The sequence below is a fragment of the Nitrobacter winogradskyi Nb-255 genome (assembly GCF_000012725.1).
Taxonomy (GTDB): domain Bacteria; phylum Pseudomonadota; class Alphaproteobacteria; order Rhizobiales; family Xanthobacteraceae; genus Nitrobacter; species Nitrobacter winogradskyi.
Window position 1 is genome coordinate 452558 of the sequence record NC_007406.1, and the last position, 20688, is coordinate 473245.

The 20688-nt window shown below is 63.0% G+C and carries 16 protein-coding genes; 12 read left to right on the forward strand and 4 right to left on the reverse strand.

Going from position 1 to position 20688, the window contains the following annotated elements; all coding sequences use genetic code 11:
• The first annotated feature begins 44 nt into the window (after positions 1–44).
• The gene (locus NWI_RS02100) at positions 45–1115 is read left to right on the forward strand and encodes an esterase-like activity of phytase family protein (RefSeq protein WP_011313736.1); all 1071 of its coding nucleotides are present in this window, start codon (positions 45–47) and stop codon (positions 1113–1115) included.
• Positions 1116–1386: 271 nt separating this feature from the next.
• Here NWI_RS02100 and rpmB read toward each other — a convergent pair whose 3' ends face one another.
• Positions 1387–1680, reverse strand: coding sequence for a 50S ribosomal protein L28 (gene rpmB, locus NWI_RS02105; protein WP_011313737.1), 294 nt, complete (start codon positions 1678–1680; stop codon positions 1387–1389).
• A 308-nt stretch (positions 1681–1988) separates the two neighbouring features.
• On the opposite strand from rpmB, the gene NWI_RS02110 reads away from it, so the two are divergent.
• The 5 genes from NWI_RS02110 to NWI_RS02130 all read left to right on the forward strand — a co-directional run bounded on the left by NWI_RS02110 (position 1989) and on the right by NWI_RS02130 (position 8974).
• Entirely contained in the window at positions 1989–2858 is an 870-nt protein-coding gene (locus tag NWI_RS02110) for a DUF3108 domain-containing protein (RefSeq protein ID WP_011313738.1), read from the forward strand.
• Positions 2859–3384: 526 nt separating this feature from the next.
• Positions 3385–6759, forward strand: a complete 3375-nt coding sequence (locus NWI_RS02115) for a helicase-related protein (RefSeq protein ID WP_011313740.1) — start codon at positions 3385–3387, stop codon at positions 6757–6759.
• 124 nt (positions 6760–6883) lie between these two features.
• Complete coding sequence (locus NWI_RS02120) at positions 6884–7168, forward strand: RNA-binding S4 domain-containing protein (RefSeq protein WP_041345308.1); 285 nt, start codon at positions 6884–6886, stop codon at positions 7166–7168.
• Positions 7169–7380: 212 nt separating this feature from the next.
• Entirely contained in the window at positions 7381–7719 is a 339-nt protein-coding gene (gene fdxA, locus NWI_RS02125) for a ferredoxin FdxA (RefSeq protein ID WP_011313742.1), read from the forward strand.
• A 403-nt stretch (positions 7720–8122) separates the two neighbouring features.
• A complete protein-coding gene (locus NWI_RS02130) occupies positions 8123–8974 on the forward strand; it encodes a CarD family transcriptional regulator (RefSeq protein ID WP_011313743.1) in 852 nt (283 codons plus the stop codon).
• 1011 nt (positions 8975–9985) lie between these two features.
• Here the strand turns inward: NWI_RS02130 and NWI_RS02140 are convergent.
• The 3 genes from NWI_RS02140 to NWI_RS02150 form a co-directional block, all read right to left on the reverse strand.
• Positions 9986–10777 (reverse strand): Bax inhibitor-1/YccA family protein, encoded by a 792-nt coding sequence (locus NWI_RS02140; RefSeq protein ID WP_011313744.1) that lies wholly within the window; start codon positions 10775–10777, stop codon positions 9986–9988.
• A 296-nt stretch (positions 10778–11073) separates the two neighbouring features.
• Positions 11074–13629, reverse strand: a complete 2556-nt coding sequence (locus NWI_RS02145) for an ABC transporter permease (protein ID WP_011313745.1) — start codon at positions 13627–13629, stop codon at positions 11074–11076.
• Between the two features lie 76 nt (positions 13630–13705).
• Entirely contained in the window at positions 13706–14428 is a 723-nt protein-coding gene (locus NWI_RS02150) for an ABC transporter ATP-binding protein (RefSeq protein WP_011313746.1), read from the reverse strand.
• Positions 14429–14498: 70 nt separating this feature from the next.
• Here NWI_RS02150 and NWI_RS02155 point away from each other — a divergent pair, with 70 nt between their 5' ends.
• From NWI_RS02155 to sucD, 6 genes are all read left to right on the forward strand, one after another.
• On the forward strand, positions 14499–15254 hold the full coding sequence (locus NWI_RS02155) for an arylesterase (protein ID WP_011313747.1): 756 nt from the start codon (positions 14499–14501) through the stop codon (positions 15252–15254).
• Between the two features lie 174 nt (positions 15255–15428).
• Entirely contained in the window at positions 15429–15965 is a 537-nt protein-coding gene (gene thpR / locus NWI_RS02160; protein WP_011313748.1) for an RNA 2',3'-cyclic phosphodiesterase, read from the forward strand.
• 70 nt (positions 15966–16035) lie between these two features.
• On the forward strand, positions 16036–17220 hold the full coding sequence (gene zapE, locus NWI_RS02165; protein ID WP_011313749.1) for a cell division protein ZapE: 1185 nt from the start codon (positions 16036–16038) through the stop codon (positions 17218–17220).
• 193 nt (positions 17221–17413) lie between these two features.
• Positions 17414–18382, forward strand: a complete 969-nt coding sequence (gene mdh, locus NWI_RS02170; RefSeq protein WP_011313750.1) for a malate dehydrogenase — start codon at positions 17414–17416, stop codon at positions 18380–18382.
• 155 nt (positions 18383–18537) lie between these two features.
• Positions 18538–19737: an ADP-forming succinate--CoA ligase subunit beta gene (sucC, locus tag NWI_RS02175; RefSeq protein ID WP_011313751.1), complete on the forward strand. Its 1200-nt coding sequence runs from the start codon at positions 18538–18540 to the stop codon at positions 19735–19737.
• Positions 19737–20621 carry a succinate--CoA ligase subunit alpha gene (sucD, locus tag NWI_RS02180; protein WP_011313752.1) on the forward strand — a complete coding sequence of 295 codons (885 nt, stop codon included), beginning with the start codon at positions 19737–19739 and terminating at the stop codon, positions 20619–20621. Before sucC ends, sucD begins: the two co-directional genes overlap by 1 nt.
• Positions 20622–20688 lie beyond the last annotated feature (67 nt).

Here is a 20688-nt window from a genome sequence, read left to right on the forward strand (position 1 = left end):
CCTGCGTATGTGACGCGTCCCCGGCAGATTGGTTTCTCCGCAAGATGGCATCATGGATCGATCGCCGCCGCCTGCTTTTCCTGACGGCATCAAGCCTGCTGTTGACCGGTTCTTCCGTCGCCCCCGCGCAATTCGCAACGCACGCGCCGGAACAGCCGCCGCCTGACGAACTGACGCCGCCTGCGCCGGTGTCGATCGCCGTGAACGCCCGTCCTGTCGCCGCCTTCGATCTGCGCGATCGCTCGCGCACCCGCTTCGGATCGCTCGCCTTTCGCGGCGGGCTGATCCTGACCTCGGCGTTTCGCGGCTTCGGAGGACTGTCGAGCCTGCGGCTTGATTCGAAAGGCCGGCAATTCATCTCGGCGAGCGACAAGGGCGCCTGGTTCACCGGCCGCATCATCTATGCGGCGTCCGGCGAGATGGTCGGGCTTGCGGACGTCGAGGCGGCGCCGATGCTGGGTCGCGACGGCAGGCTGATCACCGAGCGCGGCTGGTTCGATACGGAATCGATCGCGCGCGATGGATCGCTGATTTATGTCGGCATCGAGCGGGCCAACCGGATCATGCGGTTCGATTTTTCCAAGGGATACACCCGCGCGCGCGGGGAAGAGGTCGAGGCGCCGGCGGCGATCCGCAGGCTGCCGTTCAACCGGGGCCTTGAGGCGATGGTGGTCGTTCCGCGCGACCGGCCGCTCGGCGGTACGCTGATCGCGATCTCCGAACGGGGGCTCGATGCGGAACGCAATATTCTCGCATTCCTGATCGGCGGACCCTCGCCCGGCCGGTTCACCATCCGCCGGACCGAGAACTACGATATCAGCGATGCCTGTTTGCTGCCTTCGGGGGACCTGTTGATCCTCGAGCGTAAATTCTCGCTGACCGGCGGTATCGGCATTCGCATCCGTCGCGTCCGGATCGATGCGATCGCGCCCGGCGCACTGGTGGATGGTCCTTCGATTTTCGACGCGGGACTTGGACAGGAGATCGACAATTACGAAGGCCTCAGCGCGTTCGTGAACGACGATGGCGAAATCGTTCTGACGCTGGTGTCCGACGACAACTTCTCGTTGTTCCAACGCACGCTGCTGATGCAGTTCACGCTGGCCGAGCATTGAAGCAGGGGATGTCCCCCGCTTGTGCCGAAATCGGGAACGGAAGGATTTAGAGCATGATCCCGACCCGAAGGGCCGCGCCAGCGCAAAGTGGAAACCGGTTTTCGGATAAGATCATGCTCAAACAAAAAGACAAGCGACGAGTCCGATTCAACGCAGTTGAAATAGACTCTATAGCGGTTTCGAGCGAAGTGGGTACCGGTTCGCGTGAAGAAAACGCGTCAAAACAATAATCTAGAGCCTCGCTTCTGATTCAATCAGAAGCGAACACTCTCTAGCCGGCCTTGGCGGCCTGTTTCTTCTGAATCTGACGCTTGAGCTCGATCGCCTTCGGTGAAAGCTCCGAATCCCTTGCCTTCAATAAAAAGGCATCGAAGCCGCCGCGATGGTCCACGCTCCTCAGGGCATGGGTCGACACCCGGAACCGGACCGAACTGGAAAGGGTTTCCGACACGAAGGTCACGTTCACCAAGTTCGGCAGGAAGCGCCGCTTGGTCTTGATGTTGGAATGGCTGACTTTGTGGCCTACCAATGGGGCCTTGGCCGTCAGTTCGCAGCGCCGGGACATGGCGAAAATCCTCTGTCGTCCCCGGGCATCAGCCTGCAAGGCGGCTCAGGGTTCGAAATCGCGTCCATTTCAGGAACGGCGGACGTATAAGTGGACAGGGGCGGGGCGTCAAGCCGCGATAGCGTTTTCGAGCGAAGTGGGGATCGGTTCGCGTGAAGAAAACGCGTTAAAACATAACGACTCAAGTGCATTTCTCGGCGACGTGTCGTCATGGCCCGGAAGCGACCGCAGCCTGGGAAAACCAAGCCTGTTAACGTACAAGCCTGTTAACGTATATGAGGCCGGATAACCAAGCAGGATCACTTGTCGTGAGCTTATGCCGAACGCTGTTGTTCCGACGGATATTTTGTTCGGTCTGGAGACCGGCCGGCCTGTCTATCGCCATTCTGGCGGCGATGTTGACGGCGCAGGCGCAAGCGCAGGGTAAGCTCGAGGCTCGCTATGATGTTACTTTGGCTGGGATTCTCGTCGGCACCGGCGCCTGGGCGGTCGATATTCTCGAAAATCAGTATTCGGCCGCGGCGAGCGGGGGCGCCACGGGACTTCTCAAGGCGCTTGCTCATGGCACCGGCACCGGCTCCTCGCAGGGCCGCATCGTCAATGGCGCGTTGATTCCGGCGAGCTATACCGCCACCATCTCGTCTTCAAGGAAATCCGAGACCATTCGCATGTCGCTGGCGAGCGGCAATGTAAAGGGTTTCGTTATCAAGCCGAGCCCGCCGGTCGACCCCAAGCGCATTCCGGTCACCGATGCGCACAAGCGCGGCGTGTCCGATCCCATGAGCGCCACGCTGCTGCTGGTTCCCGACGCCGCCGAGCTGCTTGGCCGGGACGCCTGTCATTCCTCGACGGGAATCTTCGACGGGCGCATGCGCTACGATCTGCGCCTCGAATTCAAGCGCATGGACACCGTGAAGTCGGGAAAAGGCTATCAGGGGCCGGTCGTGGTCTGTGCGATCTATTTCTCGCCAATCGCCGGCTACGTCCCGGACCGCTATGCGATCAAGTATCTGGCGTCCCAGCGCGACATGGAGGTCTGGCTCGCGCCGATCGCCGGAACGCGGGTGCTGGTCCCCTATCGCCTGACGATTCCGACGCCGCTCGGCACGGGCAAGCTGGAGGCGACCGAGTTCAACACCACCGCCACCCCCGAACAGACGCCGGTTAAGACGCGGTAGCCGGGCGGCGACAGGGACGGTTCGCTCGAGCGAATCCTGTTGACTCCTGAGGCTGAACTCATGCGATCAGGGATTCATAAACGGGATGTAATTGCGGCTCCTGTCGCGCGGCTCAGAACTTGATCTGGTTTCCATATCTCCAGTCAAGCACGATATGTTGCGGTGAACGAAGCCGGATTGATCGGGAGTCAGCGATTCGGGCGCGTTTCGTTCCGGACTCGTTCCAAAGCTTAAGCCGCGACCCTGGAAGCGTCGCATTGTGAAACACATCCGATCCTTGGTCCGATCGAAATAGTCGCGTGCCGTTCGAATAGATGCGTCTGCGCGGATCAGGGTGATCGCCACCGATTCAGGCCACAAGAGCCATTCCGGATTTGACACTCGCCTCCCCGCTCCACTAGAGCCTTTCCCCTTCTGCTGAAATCAGAAGCGGGGCTCTCAGACATTGACTTGATGCGTTTTCCTCGCGCGAACCGGTATCGCTTGGCTTGAAAACGCCAAGGCGCCGCGAAAGCCCTCGGAGATTATGGCCTTCTCATCCTCGATATTTCCGCCCGGCAATGGTCGCGCGCTAGGCGCGGGCGTGACGGCGGTGCTCGGTCCGACCAACACCGGCAAGACCCATCTGGCCATCGAGCGGATGCTGGCGCATTCCTCAGGCATTATCGGCCTGCCGCTGCGGCTGCTCGCCCGCGAACTCTACGACAAGATCGTCGACCGCGCCGGGGTGGACTCCGTCGCTCTCGTCACCGGTGAGGAGAAGATCAAGCCGGCGCGTCCGCGCTTCTGGGTTTCGACCGTCGAAGCGATGCCGCGCGATCTCGACGTGGCGTTCCTCGCCATCGATGAAATACAGATCGCCGCTGATCTTGAACGCGGCCATGTTTTCACCGATCGCATTCTCCACCGCCGCGGCCGCGACGAGACGTTGCTGCTCGGCGCCGCCACCATGCGCCCGATCGTCGAGCGGATTCTGCCGGGCGCAAGCATCGTCACGCGCCCGCGGCTGTCCCAGCTTGAATTCGCGGGCGACCGCAAGATCACCCGGCAGCCTCGCCGCACCGCGATCGTCGCCTTCTCGGCGGACGAGGTTTATGCCATTGCCGAACTGATCCGGCGCCAGCGCGGCGGGGCGGCCGTGGTGCTGGGATCGCTCAGCCCGCGCACCCGCAATGCGCAGGTCGAGATGTTTCAGTCCGGGGACGTCGATTATCTGGTCGCCACCGACGCGGTCGGCATGGGCCTCAATCTTGATGTCGATCACGTCGCATTTGCCTCGGACCGCAAGTATGACGGCTACCAGTTCCGTCGGCTCACGCCGGCTGAATTCGCGCAGATCGCCGGCCGCGCCGGCCGCGCCACCCGCAACGGCACCTTCGGCACCACGGGACGCTGCGCGCCGTTCGAGCCCGAACTCGTGGACGCGCTGCAAAATCACACCTTCGAGGCGATCAGAACCCTGCAGTGGCGCAATTCCGGTCTCGATTTTTCCTCGCTCGACGCCTTGCAGGCCTCGCTGGCGCTGACGCCCTCGCACGAGGCGCTGACCCGCGCGCCGATCGCCGAGGATCTGCGGGTGCTCGATCACGCGGCGCGCGACGTCGAGGTTCGCGACATGGCGCAAACCGCGGCTGCGGTGGAGCGGCTGTGGGACGCCTGCCAGATTCCGGATTATCGCAAGATCGCGCCGGCGGCCCATGCCGAACTGGTGACCACGCTGTTCGGCTTTCTGATGCGCCAGGGCAGGGTTCCCGACCATTGGTTCGCGGCTCAGATCGCCCAGGCCGATCGTTCCGACGGGGATATCGATACCCTGTCGGCGCGGATCGCGCAGATCCGGACCTGGACTTTCGTCGCGAATCGTCCGGACTGGCTGGCCGATCCCGAGCACTGGCGCGGAATTTCGCGCGAGGCCGAAAATAAATTGTCCGACGCGCTGCACCAAAGGCTCACGGAGCGTTTCGTTGACCGCCGGACCAGTGTATTGATGCGCCGCTTGCGGGAAAACACGATGCTGGATACGGAAATCGGCAAGACGGGTGAGGTGATCGTCGAGGGCCATGTGATCGGCCGTCTCGACGGATTTACGTTCGCGCCGGATGCGGCGGAGGCTGGCTCCGAAGCCAAGGCATTGCAGGCCATCGCGCAAAAGGCGCTGGCCGGCGAAATCGAGGCGCGCGCGGAGAAATTGTCGGGAGCGCCCGACGACCAGTTCGTGCTGACCTCGGACGGCACCATCCGCTGGACGGGCGACGCGGTGGCGCGGCTGGTGGCTGCGGACGACGCGCTGCATCCGCGGCTGCGGATCATTTCCGACGAACGATTGACCGGAGCGCCGCGCGAGGCGGTGCAGGCCAGGCTCGATCTATGGCTGAAGACCCATATCGAGAAGCTTCTCGGACCGCTGTTCGAGCTGTCGAAAGCGGAGGACGTCACCGGGATTGCCCGAGGCATCGCCTTCCAGCTGGTCGAATCGCTCGGCGTGCTGGAGCGTTCGAGGATCGCTGCGCAGTTGAAGGATCTCGATCAGTCGTCGCGCGCTTCCCTGCGCAAGTACGGGGTGCGTTTCGGCGCTTACCATATTTATTTTCCCCTGCTTTTGAAGCCGGCTGCGCGGTCGCTGGCCTCGCTGTTGTGGGCGCTGAAGCAGGACAATGTCGACCTCTCGGCGCTGTCGAGCGCGCAGCATCTCGCAAGTAGCGGCCGCACGTCGTTCCCGGCGGACAAGCTGCTTGATCGCGACGCCTACCGCGCCCTCGGTTATCGGCAATGCAGCGAGCGCGCGGTCCGCGTCGACATCCTCGAACGGCTTGCCGACCTGATCCGTCCGGCGCTGTCGTGGCGGGAAGGGACGCCCGGCGAGAAGCCCGCCGGCGCGTTCGATGGGCGCGGGTTTGTCGTGACGCAGGCCATGACCTCGCTCGCGGGCACCGCCGGTGAGGATTTCGCCTCCATTCTACGCGCCCTCGGCTATCGCATGGAACGATGCCCGGCGCCGCCATCCGCAACGGAGAGCGGCGCCTTGGCGGATGCCGCCGTGGAAGCGGTTGCTGCTGAAACCTCGGAAAGCGCGCCGCAGCCGGCGGCGGCGAGTGTCGTCGTGCCCGCGGATGAGGGAGCCGTTTCCGTCCGCGCGGATACGGCCGATGCCGGCTTTGTTGAACCGGAGCCCGCGCCGGACACGGATCTATCCGGAGTTCCCGCCGCTGGCCTCGAAGCGTCGGTTGAAGTGGGCGAGGAACCGCCCGCGGCATCGCCGCCAGCCGTTGAGGTTTCGGAGGGCTCCGACGTCGAGGAAACGGCCGCCAACGAGGCCGCGCCGGATGATTCCGCGCCCGTCGTTGCCGGGGGCGCTGTCGAAGGAGACGCGGATTCCGCCGCGATGACCGCGCCGGACGCCTCGCCGCTGGAGGCGGACGCTGAGCCGGCGACGGTCGAAGTCTGGCGGCCGGGCGGGCGAGCCGTCGATCGACGTCCACGCCACGATCGTAATCGGTATCGCCGGCAGCAGCCTAAAACGGATGGCCCGCAGGCGGCGCCCGCGGACGGAGAGGGTTCCGAGGGAGCGCAGGGCCGCGAGCGGTACGGGCGCAGCAGACGGCGGCAGCCGACCGGCGCACTTGCCGAAACCGCTCCCGCGGGGAGCGAGAGCGGGCCGCGCGAAGGCAAGGGACGCCCGCCGCGCGAGCGCTTCAAGGGCAAGGGGCGGGACAGGGATCAGGATAAGGGCCGGGTTCAGGGCTTTCGCAAGGGTGGTCGCGAGGGGCGTTCGGACACCGGACCTTCGCATCGGCCCTACGCCAGCAGCGCCCCGCGCGAGCGCGAGCCATCGATCGATCCGGACTCGCCGTTTGCCAAACTGGCCGCCCTCAAGGATCAGCTTGCCGGCCGCAAGGACTGAATGGCCGGTTCTCAGGCGCACATTCCGCAACGGTTGATGCCCGTTTGCGATCAGCATACGTTACCGATTGAGGGCATTGTCATCGTCGGCGTGGTTCGCGATCGGAGTGGCCCCGTTGGATGTCCTGGAGCGGCAGCGTCTCGACAAATGGTTGTGGCACGCGCGCGTGGTCAGGGCGCGCACCCAGGCCGCGTCGCTGGTCGAGGCCGGCCGTGTTCGTGTCAACGGACTGCGGCAAACTTCTCCCGGCCACCCCCTCAGGATTGCCGATGTGCTCACGATCAGACTGGATCGTGGCATTCGTATCCTGAGAATTACCGGATTTGCCGAACGGCGAGGCGGCCCGACCGTGGCGCGGGCTCTCTATGACGACCTGTCGAATGCTTCCGGCGAAGCTGCTGGAGAATGATCCGGATCCGAGGGTTCGCCGCCGCAAGGTAGAGCCGGTTCTCGGGCGGGATCATGCTCGGTTGAAGAGAATAAGCGGAGTTCGATCCGGCGCAGTTTGAACTGGACTAACGGCTTGAGGGATCACTTGCGCCGCGCGACTGGTTCCCACGCTTGCGGCAGCGCTATTCCTGCGCTACCCAACCTGCAAAATCGAGCCTCTCGGAGCCTTGGATGACTTACGTCGTCAACGATGCCTGCATCAAATGCAAATATACCGATTGCGTTGAAGTTTGCCCCGTCGATTGCTTCTACGAAGGCGAGAACATGCTCGTCATTCATCCGGACGAGTGCATCGATTGCGGGGTCTGCGAACCGGAATGCCCGGCGGAAGCCATCAAGCCGGACAGTGAACCGGGCGTTGAGAAATGGCTTGAGGTCAATGCAGAGTACGCTGGCAGGTGGCCGAACATCACGCAGAAGAAGGAAACTCCGCCGGACGCCAAGGATTTCGAGGGCCAGGAGGGTAAGTTCGAGAAATATTTTTCTCCAGATCCCGGCACGGGAGACTGATCGTTTTTCGCGCGCCCCTTGCAATGCCCGCTCCGGCGCTCCTGGTTCACCGGTCATTATTTACCTTTTTTGACGACTCGAGGCTCAGAACGGCCGCCAGCGTGCGGGCGCGCGCATAAATCATTGATTTTTGCGGAAAATGTGCTATCTTGAGCGGGTTTCCGAATTCGACCGTACATTTACCTGCTTATGAGTCCGGAAGGACTCCGGCGTGAACATCCAGGAAGGCGTGGGTATCCACGCGCGGGCTGTGTCACAGAAAACACGTAAAAAAACGAGTTCGAGGACATCTACCGCTCGCCGCGGTGGAACAAAAGCTCGTGCCCGGACTGCCGCCTCGATCACGCGAACGACGGCTGCCAAGCGTTCGGCCGGAAAATCCTCAAGAAATAAAAGAGGCGAAATGCCAAGCAAGACCGCCAGAGCGTCCGCAAACACCGCTACCTCGAAGACCGCCGCTTCGAAGACTGTTGCTTCTGCTTCGAAGACCGCTGCTTCGAAAGCCGGCTCGAGGACGACTGCTTCCAAGATCGCTTCCGCCCCGAAGGTAGGTTCCAGGACCTCTGTCAAGCCGACGGCGAAGTCCGCAGCGAAGGCGGCTGTGGCCAGTAAGCCGGCGGTGAAGCCGGTTGCCAGGGTGGGCGCGCGCGTGGAGGAGCCGAAGAAGGTTCTGACCCAGCGCCAGGGGTTCAAGACCGGCGAGTTCGTGGTCTATCCCGCGCATGGTGTCGGCCAGATTCTGGCGATCGAAGAACAGGAGATTGCTGGCGCCAAGCTTGAGCTGTTCGTTATCAACTTCATCAAGGACAAGATGACTCTGCGGGTGCCGACGGCGAAGGTTGCCAATGTCGGGATGCGTAAGCTGTCCGAGCCGGGTCTGGTCAAGCGGGCGCTCGAAACCCTGAAGGGCCGCGCGCGCATCAAGCGCACCATGTGGTCGCGGCGGGCGCAGGAGTATGAAGCGAAGATCAATTCCGGGGATATTGTCGCGATCGCCGAAGTGGTACGCGATCTCTATCGATCGGAATCCCAGCCGGAGCAGTCCTACAGCGAACGTCAGCTTTACGAAGCCGCGCTTGATCGCCTATCACGCGAGATCGCGGTCGTTCAGCACGTGACGGAGACCGAAGCGGTCAAGGAAATCGAGGGTCAACTGGCCAAGAGCCCGCGGCGTGGCGCCAAGGCGGAGGCGGGCGGCGAGGCTGACGGCGACCTGGAAGCAGCCGATGGCGATGATGCCGCCGTTGCTGCTTAACGGCGAGCAGCGATTATAGAACGCCGGCCTTTCGGCGAGGCGTTTGGACTTAATGGAGGCTCCCGCTCGGGGGCCTCTTTTGGTTTCAGGGGCAGTTGATTTCAGGGGGCAGGCTTTGTGATTTTCCTGGCACGCAGGCGTCATTGGACGGACGGCAGAGCGGGCGCGTGCGTGCATGGCCATTTTAGGTGCGGGGTTGCCTGGAGCATGATCCCGACCCGAAAGGCTGCGTCAGCGCAAAGTGGAAACCGATTCGCGTGGAAGAAAACTAAAGGCTCTGTCAGGAAATATTTACCGCGCCATCATTCTCGGAAACAGAGCCGCGTTTTTGACGGCATCGGAAGAGATGTCCTTGGTTGCCGTTCAACGCGTTGTTTTCGCGCTAGAGCCTTTTCGCTTCTGATGGAATCAGAAGCGACGCTCTATGATCTTTTTTGACGCGTTTTCTTCACGCGAACCGGTTTCCACTTCGCTCGAAAACGCTATAACTGGACATTCCCTCGCCGGGTCAAGCCCGCGATCATGCTCCGCTCGAGAGCGCCGGAGCATGATGGATCCGATCAAAGTTGGATCGGACCATGCTCTCGAAATGATTGTCTGGTCGCATTTTCTCGCAGCGAACCAAGATCCACCTCGCTGGAAAATGCTCCAGAAAATTTCCTGACATAAGCTTCAAAGATCGCGCGGATCATAACGGGCTGCCCAAGCGCGGCGGGATCCGCCCGCACGAAAGCCGAGCTTGGCTTTCTTGCTCAAGGCGCGATTGTAAAGGCGTCGATCACACGAACCGCCGCGCGCCTCCGGTTGCGATGTGATGCCCGGTCCGCGAGGGCCCGTTCCCGATTGTCCGGCAACATATCTCATGAAAATGGCCACCTCGTTTCCGAGGTGGCCATCGAATCGGGCGCCCGCCTTCTACACTATCTGAACGACAGCAGCCGCTTGTGCACCAATCCATCCATTCGCCGCATGTTCTGCTGCGGGATGGAAGGGACCTGTTTCAAGCCTTGCCTATTCACGCTGTCCCAGCAACTGCAGTAGCAGCGTGAACAGGTTGATGAAGTTCAGGTAGAGCGACAGAGCGCCGGTAATAGCCGCACGCTCGGCGATTTCGCCGCCCTGTGAGGCATACCCGTAGATGTAGTCGTTCTTCAGCCGCTGGGTGTCCCAGGCGGTGAGGCCGGCGAACACCAGCACGCCTGCGACCGAGACGACGAACTGCAACGCGGAGCTGGCGATGAACAGGTTCACCAGGCTGGCGATGATCACGCCGATCAGGCCCATGAACAGGAACGAGCCCATCCCGGTCATGTCACGCTTGGTGGTGTAGCCGAACAGGCTCAGCGCGCCGAACGAGGCTGCGGTGATGAAGAACACCCGCACGATCGAGGTGTGCGTATACACCAGGAAGATCGAGGACAGCGACAGGCCCATCAGAGCGGAGAACGCCCAGAACAACATCTGCGCGGTCGCCGGCTTGAGCCGGTTGATGCCGAATGAGATGACGAAGACCATCGCCAGCGGTGCGAGGATGAACACCCACTTCAAGGGGCTCACGAACATCGCGTAGCCGAACGGCGTAAGGTAAGCGTTGCCGAGCTTGGCGGCGGCGCCCGACGGATCGCCGGTGACGGCCGCCATGTAGACGCCAAGCGCGGCCAGGCCGGTGATGGCGAGGCCGATCGACATGTAGTTGTAGATTTTGAGCATATAAGCCCGAAGACCGGCATCGACGGCGGCGGCATCAACGCGCCCGTCAGCACGGCCAAGCGGAGTGGCATAGTTGCGGTCTAAGTCCGACATGTCGAATTCCCGTGGTTAGCTGGCATCGTATGAAACGCGCCAGTGCGAAATCTGTTTCGGATACCTGGTTTGCTGATTATCGATGTCCGGTCAATCAGAGACCAGCGTCCGACCAACCCATATGTGGGAAACTAACACAATCGCCGCAAGCTTCCATGCGCGGCTGAATGTCGCCCTCCGGAACCGGCGCGGCTTCCGAAACCGTTGGAGGATCGAAACGAATAAAAACCTCAGATTCGTAAAGGAACCTTTGATCGACCACGTGACGGGGTGGTCCAGATACCCGCTTCATTTTGTCATAAATTTCTCAGCACCGACGCCGGCTTCCGGGTGAGCGCCATCAGCGTGCCGGCAAGCCCCAGCGCGACCGTGACGATCAGCGCGGCGGCGACCACGATGGCCGCGCTGCCAGCCTGCCATTCGAAACCGAGCGTCATCAATCGCGTCACGATGAGCCACGCGGCAAGCGAACCGGCCGCCATGCCGAACACTGCTGTCGCGGCACCGATCATGAGGTATTCCAGCGCATAAGCGCCGAGCAGCCGCAGCCTGGTGGCGCCGAGAGTCTTCAGAATTACTGCGTCATAGACGCGGTGCCGATGGCCGGCGGCCAGCGCGCCGCCAAGAACTAGGATCGCCGAAACAAGGGTGACGGTGCTGGCGCCGCGGATCGCGAGCACCAGGTTGGTGACGACCGTGCCGATGGTTTCGAGCGCCTCGCGAACCCGCACGCTCGTCACCATCGGGAAGGCGTCGGCCACGGCCTTGATGATCGATGCGTCTTTTGCAGGGCTGTCATGCATTTCCGTCAGGGTGGCGATATGGGTGTGAGGCGCGCCGCGAAAGGCATGGGGTGAGAACACCAGCACGAAATTGATGCCGAGGCTCTGCCAGTCGACGTTGCGCATGTTGCTGATGGTGGCGGTGATGTCGCGACCGAGCACGTTCACGTTCACGGTGTCGCCGATCTTGAGTCCGAGCCCGTCGGCCAGCTTCTTCTCGAACGACACCAGCGGCGGTCCGTCATAGTCCGGCCCCCACCACTCGCCCTCCACCACCTTCGATCCCTTCGGCACCTCGCCGGTGTAGGTCAGGCCGCGATCGCTTTGCAGCACCCATTGCGCGTCGCGCGAGGGTTTCAGCTCTTCGGCTTTGACGCCGCGCGCCGCGACGATGCGCCCGCGCAGCATCGGCACGTCCTCCACGGTCGCTTGCGGAGTCAGCCGCTTGAGAAATTCGTCGAACCGGGCCGATACCGACGAGGGAATGTCGATGAAGTACAGCGTAGGCGCGCGCTCCGGCAGCGCCGCCGAGAACTGCCGCCGCAGATTGCCGTCGATCTGGGTGATCGTGACCAGAACCGCAAGGCCGAGGCCGAGCGAAAGCACCACGGATGGCGTCAGCGTTCCCGGACGATGGATGTTCGCAACCGCAAGCCGCACCATGGTGATCCGGGATCGCGGCAGCCGCCGCGCGAGCGCCATCAATCCCGAGGCGATGCCGCGCAGCAACGCAAACACGATCGCCGCCGCGGCCACGAACACCAGCGCCACGCGCTTGTCGTAGGCAAGACCGACGGCGATACCGGCCAGTGTTGCGATCAGGAGCGCTATCAAGACAAGGTAGCGAGCCTGTGGCCGGACGACTTCGTGAGCGACGGTGTCGCGAAACAGGGCCGAGACCGGAATGTCATGCACCCGTGTCAGCGGCCACATGCCGAACGCCAGCGCCGTCAACAGCCCATAGACCGCCGACAACGCCAATTCATCGGGATGCAGCATCGGCGCGACCGGCAGCGGCAGCAGATGGCCGAAGGCGCCGACAATGATGAAAGGCAGCGCCGCGCCGATCATCAGGCCGGCGAGCGAGCCGATAGCCGCCAGCACCATGACCTGCGACAGATAGATTGCGAACACGTCGCGGCCGGTCGCGCCCACCGCCTTGAGAGTCGCAATGATGTCGCGCCGCCGGTCGATGTGGCTCTTGACGGCGTTGCCGACGCCGACGCCCCCGACCAGCAGAGCGGCGAGCCCGACCAGGGTCAGGTACTGCGTGAAACGCAGGATGGTCCGCTCAAGCTGCGGCGAGGCGTTGGTGCGGCTGCGGATCTCCCAGCCGGCCTCCGGCAGCGCCGTCCGCGCGGCTTCGCCCAGCGTCGCCGTCGCCCTGTCGCCCGCGTCATTACCCGCAAGCCGGACCCGGTAGATCCAGCGCACCAGACTGCCGGGCTGGAGCAATGCAGCGGCGCGCAAGCCGTCAATGCTGACCAGGAAGCGCGGCCCGAGTCCCAGGCCGCCCGCCAGTTTGTCGGGCTCGCTTTCGACCGCGCTCCGGATCCCGAAGGTGGCGCTGCCGATCGTCACGCGATCGCCGATCTTGAGATCCAGCCGTGTCAGCAGGGTCGGGTCGGCGGCCGCGCCGAAGACGCCGTCGCGTTCGGTGAGCAGATCGGGCATCGGGATGTCCGGCTTCAGCGTCGGCGCGCCGAGCAGGGGATAGGCCCCGTCGACCGCCTTGAGTTCGACCAGCGCCAGCCTGCCGTCTGGCGCGCGCGCCATCGCGCGCAGCGTCGCCGCCACCGAGACCGTTCCCCGCGCACGCAGGAAGGCGATCTCGTCCGGCCTGGCTTCACGCTGGATCAGCGAAAACGACACATCGCCGCCGAGCAGCGTGCGTCCCTCGCGCGCCAACCCGTCCGACAGGCTGGACGCCACGGATCCGACGCCGGCAATCGCCATGACGCCGAGCGCGATGCAGGCGATGAAGACATAGAAGCCGCGCAGCCCGCCGCGCAGCTCGCGCAACGCCAGGCGCAAGGGAAGAAACCGCGCGCGGGTCATTTTCGCCGTCATCGCCGACGCGCCGCTGCATACTGGGCGAGAATCAAGCCTGTGACCCCGGAAACCATGACGACGGAGCGAACCGGGCTCATTGACCTGCTCCGTCGATGCGCCCCGACCGCAGCCTCACGACGCGGTCGCAGCGTTGCGCGAGCGCGGTGTCGTGGGTCACCAGCACCAGCGTCATGCCGCGCTCGGCATGCTTTGCGAACAGGAGGTCGACGATCTGCTGGCCGGTCGCCTCATCGAGGTTGCCGGTCGGTTCGTCGGCGACGAGTATAGCCGGATCGGGCGCGAACGCCCGCGCCAGCGCCACGCGCTGCTGCTCGCCGCCAGATAGCTGCGTCGGATAATGATGCAGCCGCGCGCCGAGACCGACCGCCTCCAGTTCGCTCGCCGCGCGTTGGGATGCGTCCGCGACGCCGGCGAGTTCGAGCGGTACGGCGACGTTCTCCAGCGCCGTCATGGTCGGAATCAAATGAAACGACTGGAACACGATGCCGACATGACGCCCGCGGAACCGTGCGAGGCCGTCTTCGTCGAGAGCATTGAAAGAAGTGCCGTTGACCACCACCTCTCCGCTGTCGGGACGTTCCAGTCCCGCCATGACCATGAGCAGGGTGGATTTCCCCGACCCGGACGGGCCGATCAAACCGATCGCCTCGGCAGCAGCAATGCGAAGACTGATGTCCTTCAGGATGTGGACTCGCGCGGCGCCGCTGCCGAGCGTGAGATTGACATCTGAAATCGCGATGGCGTCCGGGATTTCCGAATAGCTGGCTGGAGACGAGCGTTTGATGAGACTGTCCATGCCTGTTCCTGTGTTCGCCTATCCTGCCGCACCGTTCCGAGCGAACTTCGGATTCAGAAGGACACGGAAAATGTGGTCCAGGTTGCTTCCGTATGGAAGACCTCCGGAGCACCTGAAGCACAATGACGGAGACCGCACCGGCCGCCGCGCTGGCTCATATGGCATTTCTTTTTCCACGATCGAGAGGTTGACGCGCGGCTTCGTGCTGTTGCTGCTCGGCGCAGTCCTCGTCCTCGGAGCCCCGGCGCGGGCCGCCGACCCCGTCAGGATCGTCGTGCTCGGTGATTCCCTAAGCGCTGGCCTTGGGCTTTCCGCCGCCGATGCATTTCCCGCGCAATTGGAGAAGGCGTTAAAAGACAAGGGTGTGAACGTCGCGATCAGCAATGCCGGCGTCTCCGGCGACACCGCCTCCGGCGGTCTTGACCGGTTGGACTGGTCCGTTCCGGCGGGCACGCAGGGCGTCATCCTTGAACTCGGCGCAAACGATGCCTTGCGCGGCATCGATCCCAAGGTGACGCGCGCCGCGCTGGATGAAATCCTCAAACGCCTGAAGGCGCGCAACATCGCGATCCTGCTATGCGGCATGGTCGCGCCGCCGAACTACGGCGACGAATACGCGGCTCAATTCGGCGCAATCTTTTCCGATCTCGCGAAAAAACATGGCGTCCCGTTATACCCGTTCTTTCTGGAAGGCGTTGCGGCGAATGCCGAACTCAATCAGGCGGACGGAATTCATCCGACGGCGGCCGGGGTGACAACGATCGTCAAGAATATTCTTTCCACGGTTGAAGCCTTTCTCGATACCCTTTCCGAGCGGAAGACTTGAAGAAAGGGTGCGCATCCAGGCCACGGCTTGCACCGTCACAAAACTACGATAGAACGGCAGTTGTATCGTCGCCGGGCCGTCACTCGATGGTTCCGACCGGGTGTCGGGACCGAAGCCATTCGTCGAGGATTTGCATCGAGGATTTGCATCGAGGATTTGCATCGAGGATTTGCGATGCCGCGTTTGTTCACGGGGCTGGAAATACCGCCCGAGATCTGCCGCACGCTGTCCGGTCTGCGTGGCGGCTTGCCGGGTGCCCGCTGGATCGATCCGGAGAACTATCACCTCACGCTCCGCTTCATCGGCGATATCGACGGCGCCGCCGCGAACGAGGTCGCATCGGTGCTGCTCCGGGTCAATCGCAAGCCTTTCGAGGTGACGCTGCGGGGACTGTCGAGCTTCGGCGGCAGGAAACCGCGCGCCGTGGTCGCCTCGGTGGAGCCGAGCGGACCTCTGATCGAGTTGCAGGCCGAGCTTGAGCGGCTGATGCGGCGCTGCGGGCTTGGCGCCGAGGGGCGGAAGTTCACGCCGCATATCACGCTGGCGCGCTTGCGCGACGCATCCAATCAGGATGTCGCAAACTATCTGTCTGTTCGGGGTTATTTCCCGGCCACGGTATTCACCGCCGAGCGCTTTGTGCTGTTCTCCTCACGTGCCTCGGTCGGCGGCGGCCCTTATGTCGTCGAGGACGCCTACGCGCTCGGCGCGTGATCGCCGGTTCGCAAGACTTTCAACCAGTTTTCGACGCGCATCCGCCCTCTCAGGAGCCGTAACCTGTCCGATGCTGTCCTCTCCTCCCCCATCGTTGCGGAATCACTATCAGTCTCTCGTCACATCAGGCGCGATCGAGGCGGACCCCGCGCAGGCGCGGGCGGTGGAAGCTCTCGCCGCGCTGGACGAGCGGCTCATGGCCTACAAGCCCGCGGGCAAGTCGGGCTTCCTCGACAGGCTGTTTCAGTCCGATGAAGAGCCTCCCCCGAAGGGACTCTATATCCATGGCGATGTCGGGCGCGGCAAAACCATGCTGATGGACCTGTTCTTCCAGGAGAGCCGGGTCGCCCACAAACGTCGGGTCCATTTTCATGAGTTCATGACAGACGTGCATGAGCGCATTTTTGGCTTTCGCCAGAGCATCGCGCGGGGTGAGACGGCCGACGCCGATGTCGTTCAGCTCACCGCCGCGTCGATCTTCGAGCAGGCATGGCTGTTATGCTTCGATGAGTTCCACGTCACCGATATCGCCGACGCCATGATTCTGGGGCGTCTGTTCGCACGGCTGTTCGAACTCGGCACCGTCGTGGTGGCGACCTCGAACATCCCTCCCGGAGACCTCTACGAAGGCGGCCTCAACCGCGTGCTTTTCCTGCCGTTCATTGCGCAGATCGAGGAGCGCATGGATGTGCTGCGTCTCGACGCCCGCACCGATTTCCGCCTGGAGAAGCTCGCCAGCGTCAAGATGTGGCTGACACCCGCCGACGCCGAAGCCGAGGCGGCGCTCGACAGGGCGTGGATGCTCATGACCGGCGGCGCGCCGTGCAAGCCGCGCGATGTCGCGATCAAGGGCCGCATTCTCCATGTGCCATGCTCGGCCCACGGGGTGGCGCGTTTCTCCTTTGCGGATCTCTGTGGGCAGCCGCTGGCGGCTTCCGACTATCTGCGGCTCGCGCGCGACTACCACACCCTTATGATCGACCGCATCCCGGTGATGGACCACGCCGATCGCGACGCCGCCAAGCGGTTCATCGCCCTGATCGATGCGCTGTATGACAACGGCGTGAAACTGATGGCCTCGAGCGATGCCGATCCGCTTTCTCTTTATCGCGCGAGCGACGGTTTAGAAGCGAACGAGTTCAAGCGCACTTCCTCGCGCCTGGTCGAGATGAACTCGGAATCCTATCTGGCGAAGGCCCACGGTCGCGGTCATTCCGCCGCCCGCAGTTCCAGCACCGGACTGGTCGAGACATGAGGGGGCTCGGTGCGACGGCTTGAACGAGTTCCGGGAAAGGTCTAGAGCATTTCACTTCTGATTGAATCAGCAGAGCCTGGATTATTGGTTTGGCGCGTTTTCTTCACGCGAACCCATCACTCGCTCGAAAACAACCACGATCCGTCGAGGTTTTTCCTTCCCGTCTCTTATTGTCATCAAAGGATGAATTCCCATGGCGCGCGACAAGATTGGCTTGATCGGCTCCGGCCAGATCGGAGGGACGCTCGCTCATCTTATCGGACTGAAGGAACTCGGCGACGTCGTGATGTTCGATATCGCGGATGGCGTTCCGCAAGGTAAATCGCTCGATATTGCCCAGTCGTCCCCGGTAGAAGGGTTCGACGCCAGACTGGCCGGCACCAATTCCTATGAAGCGCTCGAGGGCGCCGGCGTCTGCATCGTCACCGCCGGTGTTCCGCGCAAGCCGGGCATGAGCCGCGACGATCTGCTCGGCATCAATCTCAAGGTGATGGAACAGGTCGGCGCAGGCATCAGGAAATATGCGCCGGATGCGTTCGTCATCTGCATCACCAATCCGCTCGACGCCATGGTGTGGGCGCTCCAGAAGGCCTCCGGTCTGCCGGCGAAGAAGGTGGTCGGCATGGCCGGCGTGCTTGATTCCTCGCGCTTCCGCTATTTTCTCGCGGACGAGTTCAACGTCTCGGTGGAAGACGTGACGGCCTTCGTGCTTGGCGGTCATGGCGACAGCATGGTGCCGCTGGTCAAATACTCGACGGTGGCGGGCATTCCGCTGCCGGACCTCGTCAAGATGGGCTGGACCTCGCAGGCGCGCATCGATGAAATCGTGGATCGCACCCGCAACGGCGGCGCCGAGATCGTCAATCTGCTCAAGACCGGCTCGGCCTTCTATGCCCCCGCCGCCTCCGCGATCGCGATGGCGGAAAGTTTCCTGCGCGACAAGAAGCGCGTGCTGCCTTGCGCCGCCTATCTCAACGGCGAGTTCGGGGTATACGACATGTATGTCGGCGTGCCCGTGGTGATCGGCGCCAAGGGCGTCGAACGCATTGTCGAGATCGAACTGGCGGGCAGGGATCGGGAAGCCTTCGACAGATCGGTCGCCGCGGTTCAGGGGCTCGTCGATGCCTGCAAGAAGATCGCCCCTGATCTGCTCGACCGTTGATCGGCATTGCCTCGGTTCGGTGCCAAAAGATGCGCGTGCGGTCTTGGAGGCATGCTTGGAGGCATATCGTGGGCGGGGCTATCCTGGCCGACGGAAACGAATGACGGAATTGTCCCTGCCAGAACTGTCCCTGCCGCGGGTTGGAGACCATCCAGATGAACATCCACGAATATCAGGCCAAGGCGTTGCTGCGCGAGTTCGGCGTGCCGGTTTCGCGAGGGGTGCCGGTGTTGCAGGCATCGGAAGCGGAGGCCGCGGCCGAAACGCTGGGTGGTCCGGTCTGGGTGGTGAAAAGCCAGATTCACGCCGGCGGCCGCGGCAAGGGCAAGTTCAAGGAAGCTTCCGCCGGCGAGAAAGGCGGCGTCCGCCTCGCCAGATCGATCGACGAGGTGAAGACCTTCGCCGGCCAGATGCTTGGCGCGACGCTGGTCACGGCGCAGACCGGCCCTGCCGGCAAGCAGGTCAACCGCCTTTACATCGAGGAAGGCTCCGACATCGACAAGGAATTCTACTTCTCGGCGCTGGTCGACCGCGAGACATCGAGGATTTCGTTCGTGGTCTCCACCGAAGGCGGGATGAACATCGAGGAGGTCGCGCACAAAACGCCTGAGAAGATCGTGACCTTCTCGGTCGATCCCGCCACCGGCGTGATGAGCCATCACGGCCGCACCGTCGCCAGGGCGCTGAGATTGCGCGGCGATCTCGGCAAGCAGGCGGAAAAGCTGGTGACGCAGCTTTATGATGCGTTCATCGCCAGGGACATGGCGATGCTGGAAATCAATCCGCTGGTGGTCACGAAACAGGGCGAGCTGCGCGTGCTCGACGCCAAGATATCGTTCGACAGCAACGCGCTGTACCGCCACTCCGATGTCGTTGCGCTGCGCGACGAGAGCGAGGAAGACGCCAAGGAAATCGAGGCGTCGCGGTTTGATCTGAGCTACGTCGCGCTGGATGGCCAGATCGGCTGCATGGTCAACGGCGCGGGCCTTGCCATGGCGACCATGGACATCATCAAGCTCTACGGCATGGCGCCCGCGAACTTCCTCGACGTCGGCGGCGGCGCCACCAAGGACAAGGTCGCGGCCGCCTTCAAGATCATCACTGCCGATCCGAACGTGAAGGGCATCCTGATCAATATCTTCGGCGGCATCATGAAATGCGATGTCATCGCCGACGGCGTTGTCGCCGCGGTGAAACAGGTGGGTCTGAATGTGCCGCTGGTGGTTCGCCTCGAAGGCACCAATGTCGACGCCGGCAAGAAGATCATCCGCGAGTCCGGCCTCAACGTGCTGCCCGCCGACGATCTCGACGATGCCGCGCAGAAGATCGTCAAAGCCGTGAAAGAGGTCGCGTGATGCCGATTCTGATCGACAGGAATACGAGGGTCATCTGCCAGGGCTTCACCGGCAAGAACGGCACGTTCCATTCCGAGGCCGCGATCGCCTACGGCACCAAAATGGTCGGCGGCACCTCGCCGGGCAAGGGCGGGCAGACCCATCTCGACCTGCCGGTGTTCGACACCGTCCGCGAAGCGCGCGAGGCGACCGGCGCAGACGCCAGCGTGATCTACGTACCGCCGGCCGGCGCGGCGGACGCGATCTGCGAGGCGATCGACGCCGAGATCCCGCTGATCGTCTGCATCACCGAGGGTATTCCGGTGCTGGACATGGTGCGGGTCAAGCGGTCGCTGACGGGATCGAAATCGCGCCTCATCGGGCCGAATTGCCCGGGCGTCGTGACGGCGGGTGAATGCAAGATCGGCATCATGCCCGCGAACATCTTCAAGCCCGGTAACGTCGGCATCGTCTCCCGCTCGGGCACGCTGACCTATGAGGCAGTGTTCCAGACCAGCCAGGAGGGCCTTGGCCAGACCACGGCGGTCGGCATCGGCGGCGATCCCGTCAAGGGCACCGAGTTCATCGACATGCTGGAAATGTTTCTGGCCGATCCCAACACCAGCGCGATCGTGATGATCGGCGAGATCGGAGGGTCGGCGGAGGAAGACGCCGCCCAGTTCCTGATCGATGAGGCCAGGCGCGGCCGAAACAAGCCTGTGGTCGGCTTCATCGCCGGGGTCACGGCGCCGCCTGGCCGCCGCATGGGACATGCCGGCGCGATCATTTCCGGCGGAAAGGGTGACGCCGCCTCCAAGACGGCGGCCATGGAAGCAGCCGGAATAGCGGTTTCCCCGTCTCCCGCGCGACTGGGAAAAACGCTTGTCGAAAAACTGAAGCACTGATTCAGGTCTTGATCTTTTCAGCGGGAAGTTTCCCCTTAAATAGGGTAACGTCGAGTTCGCGCTGATC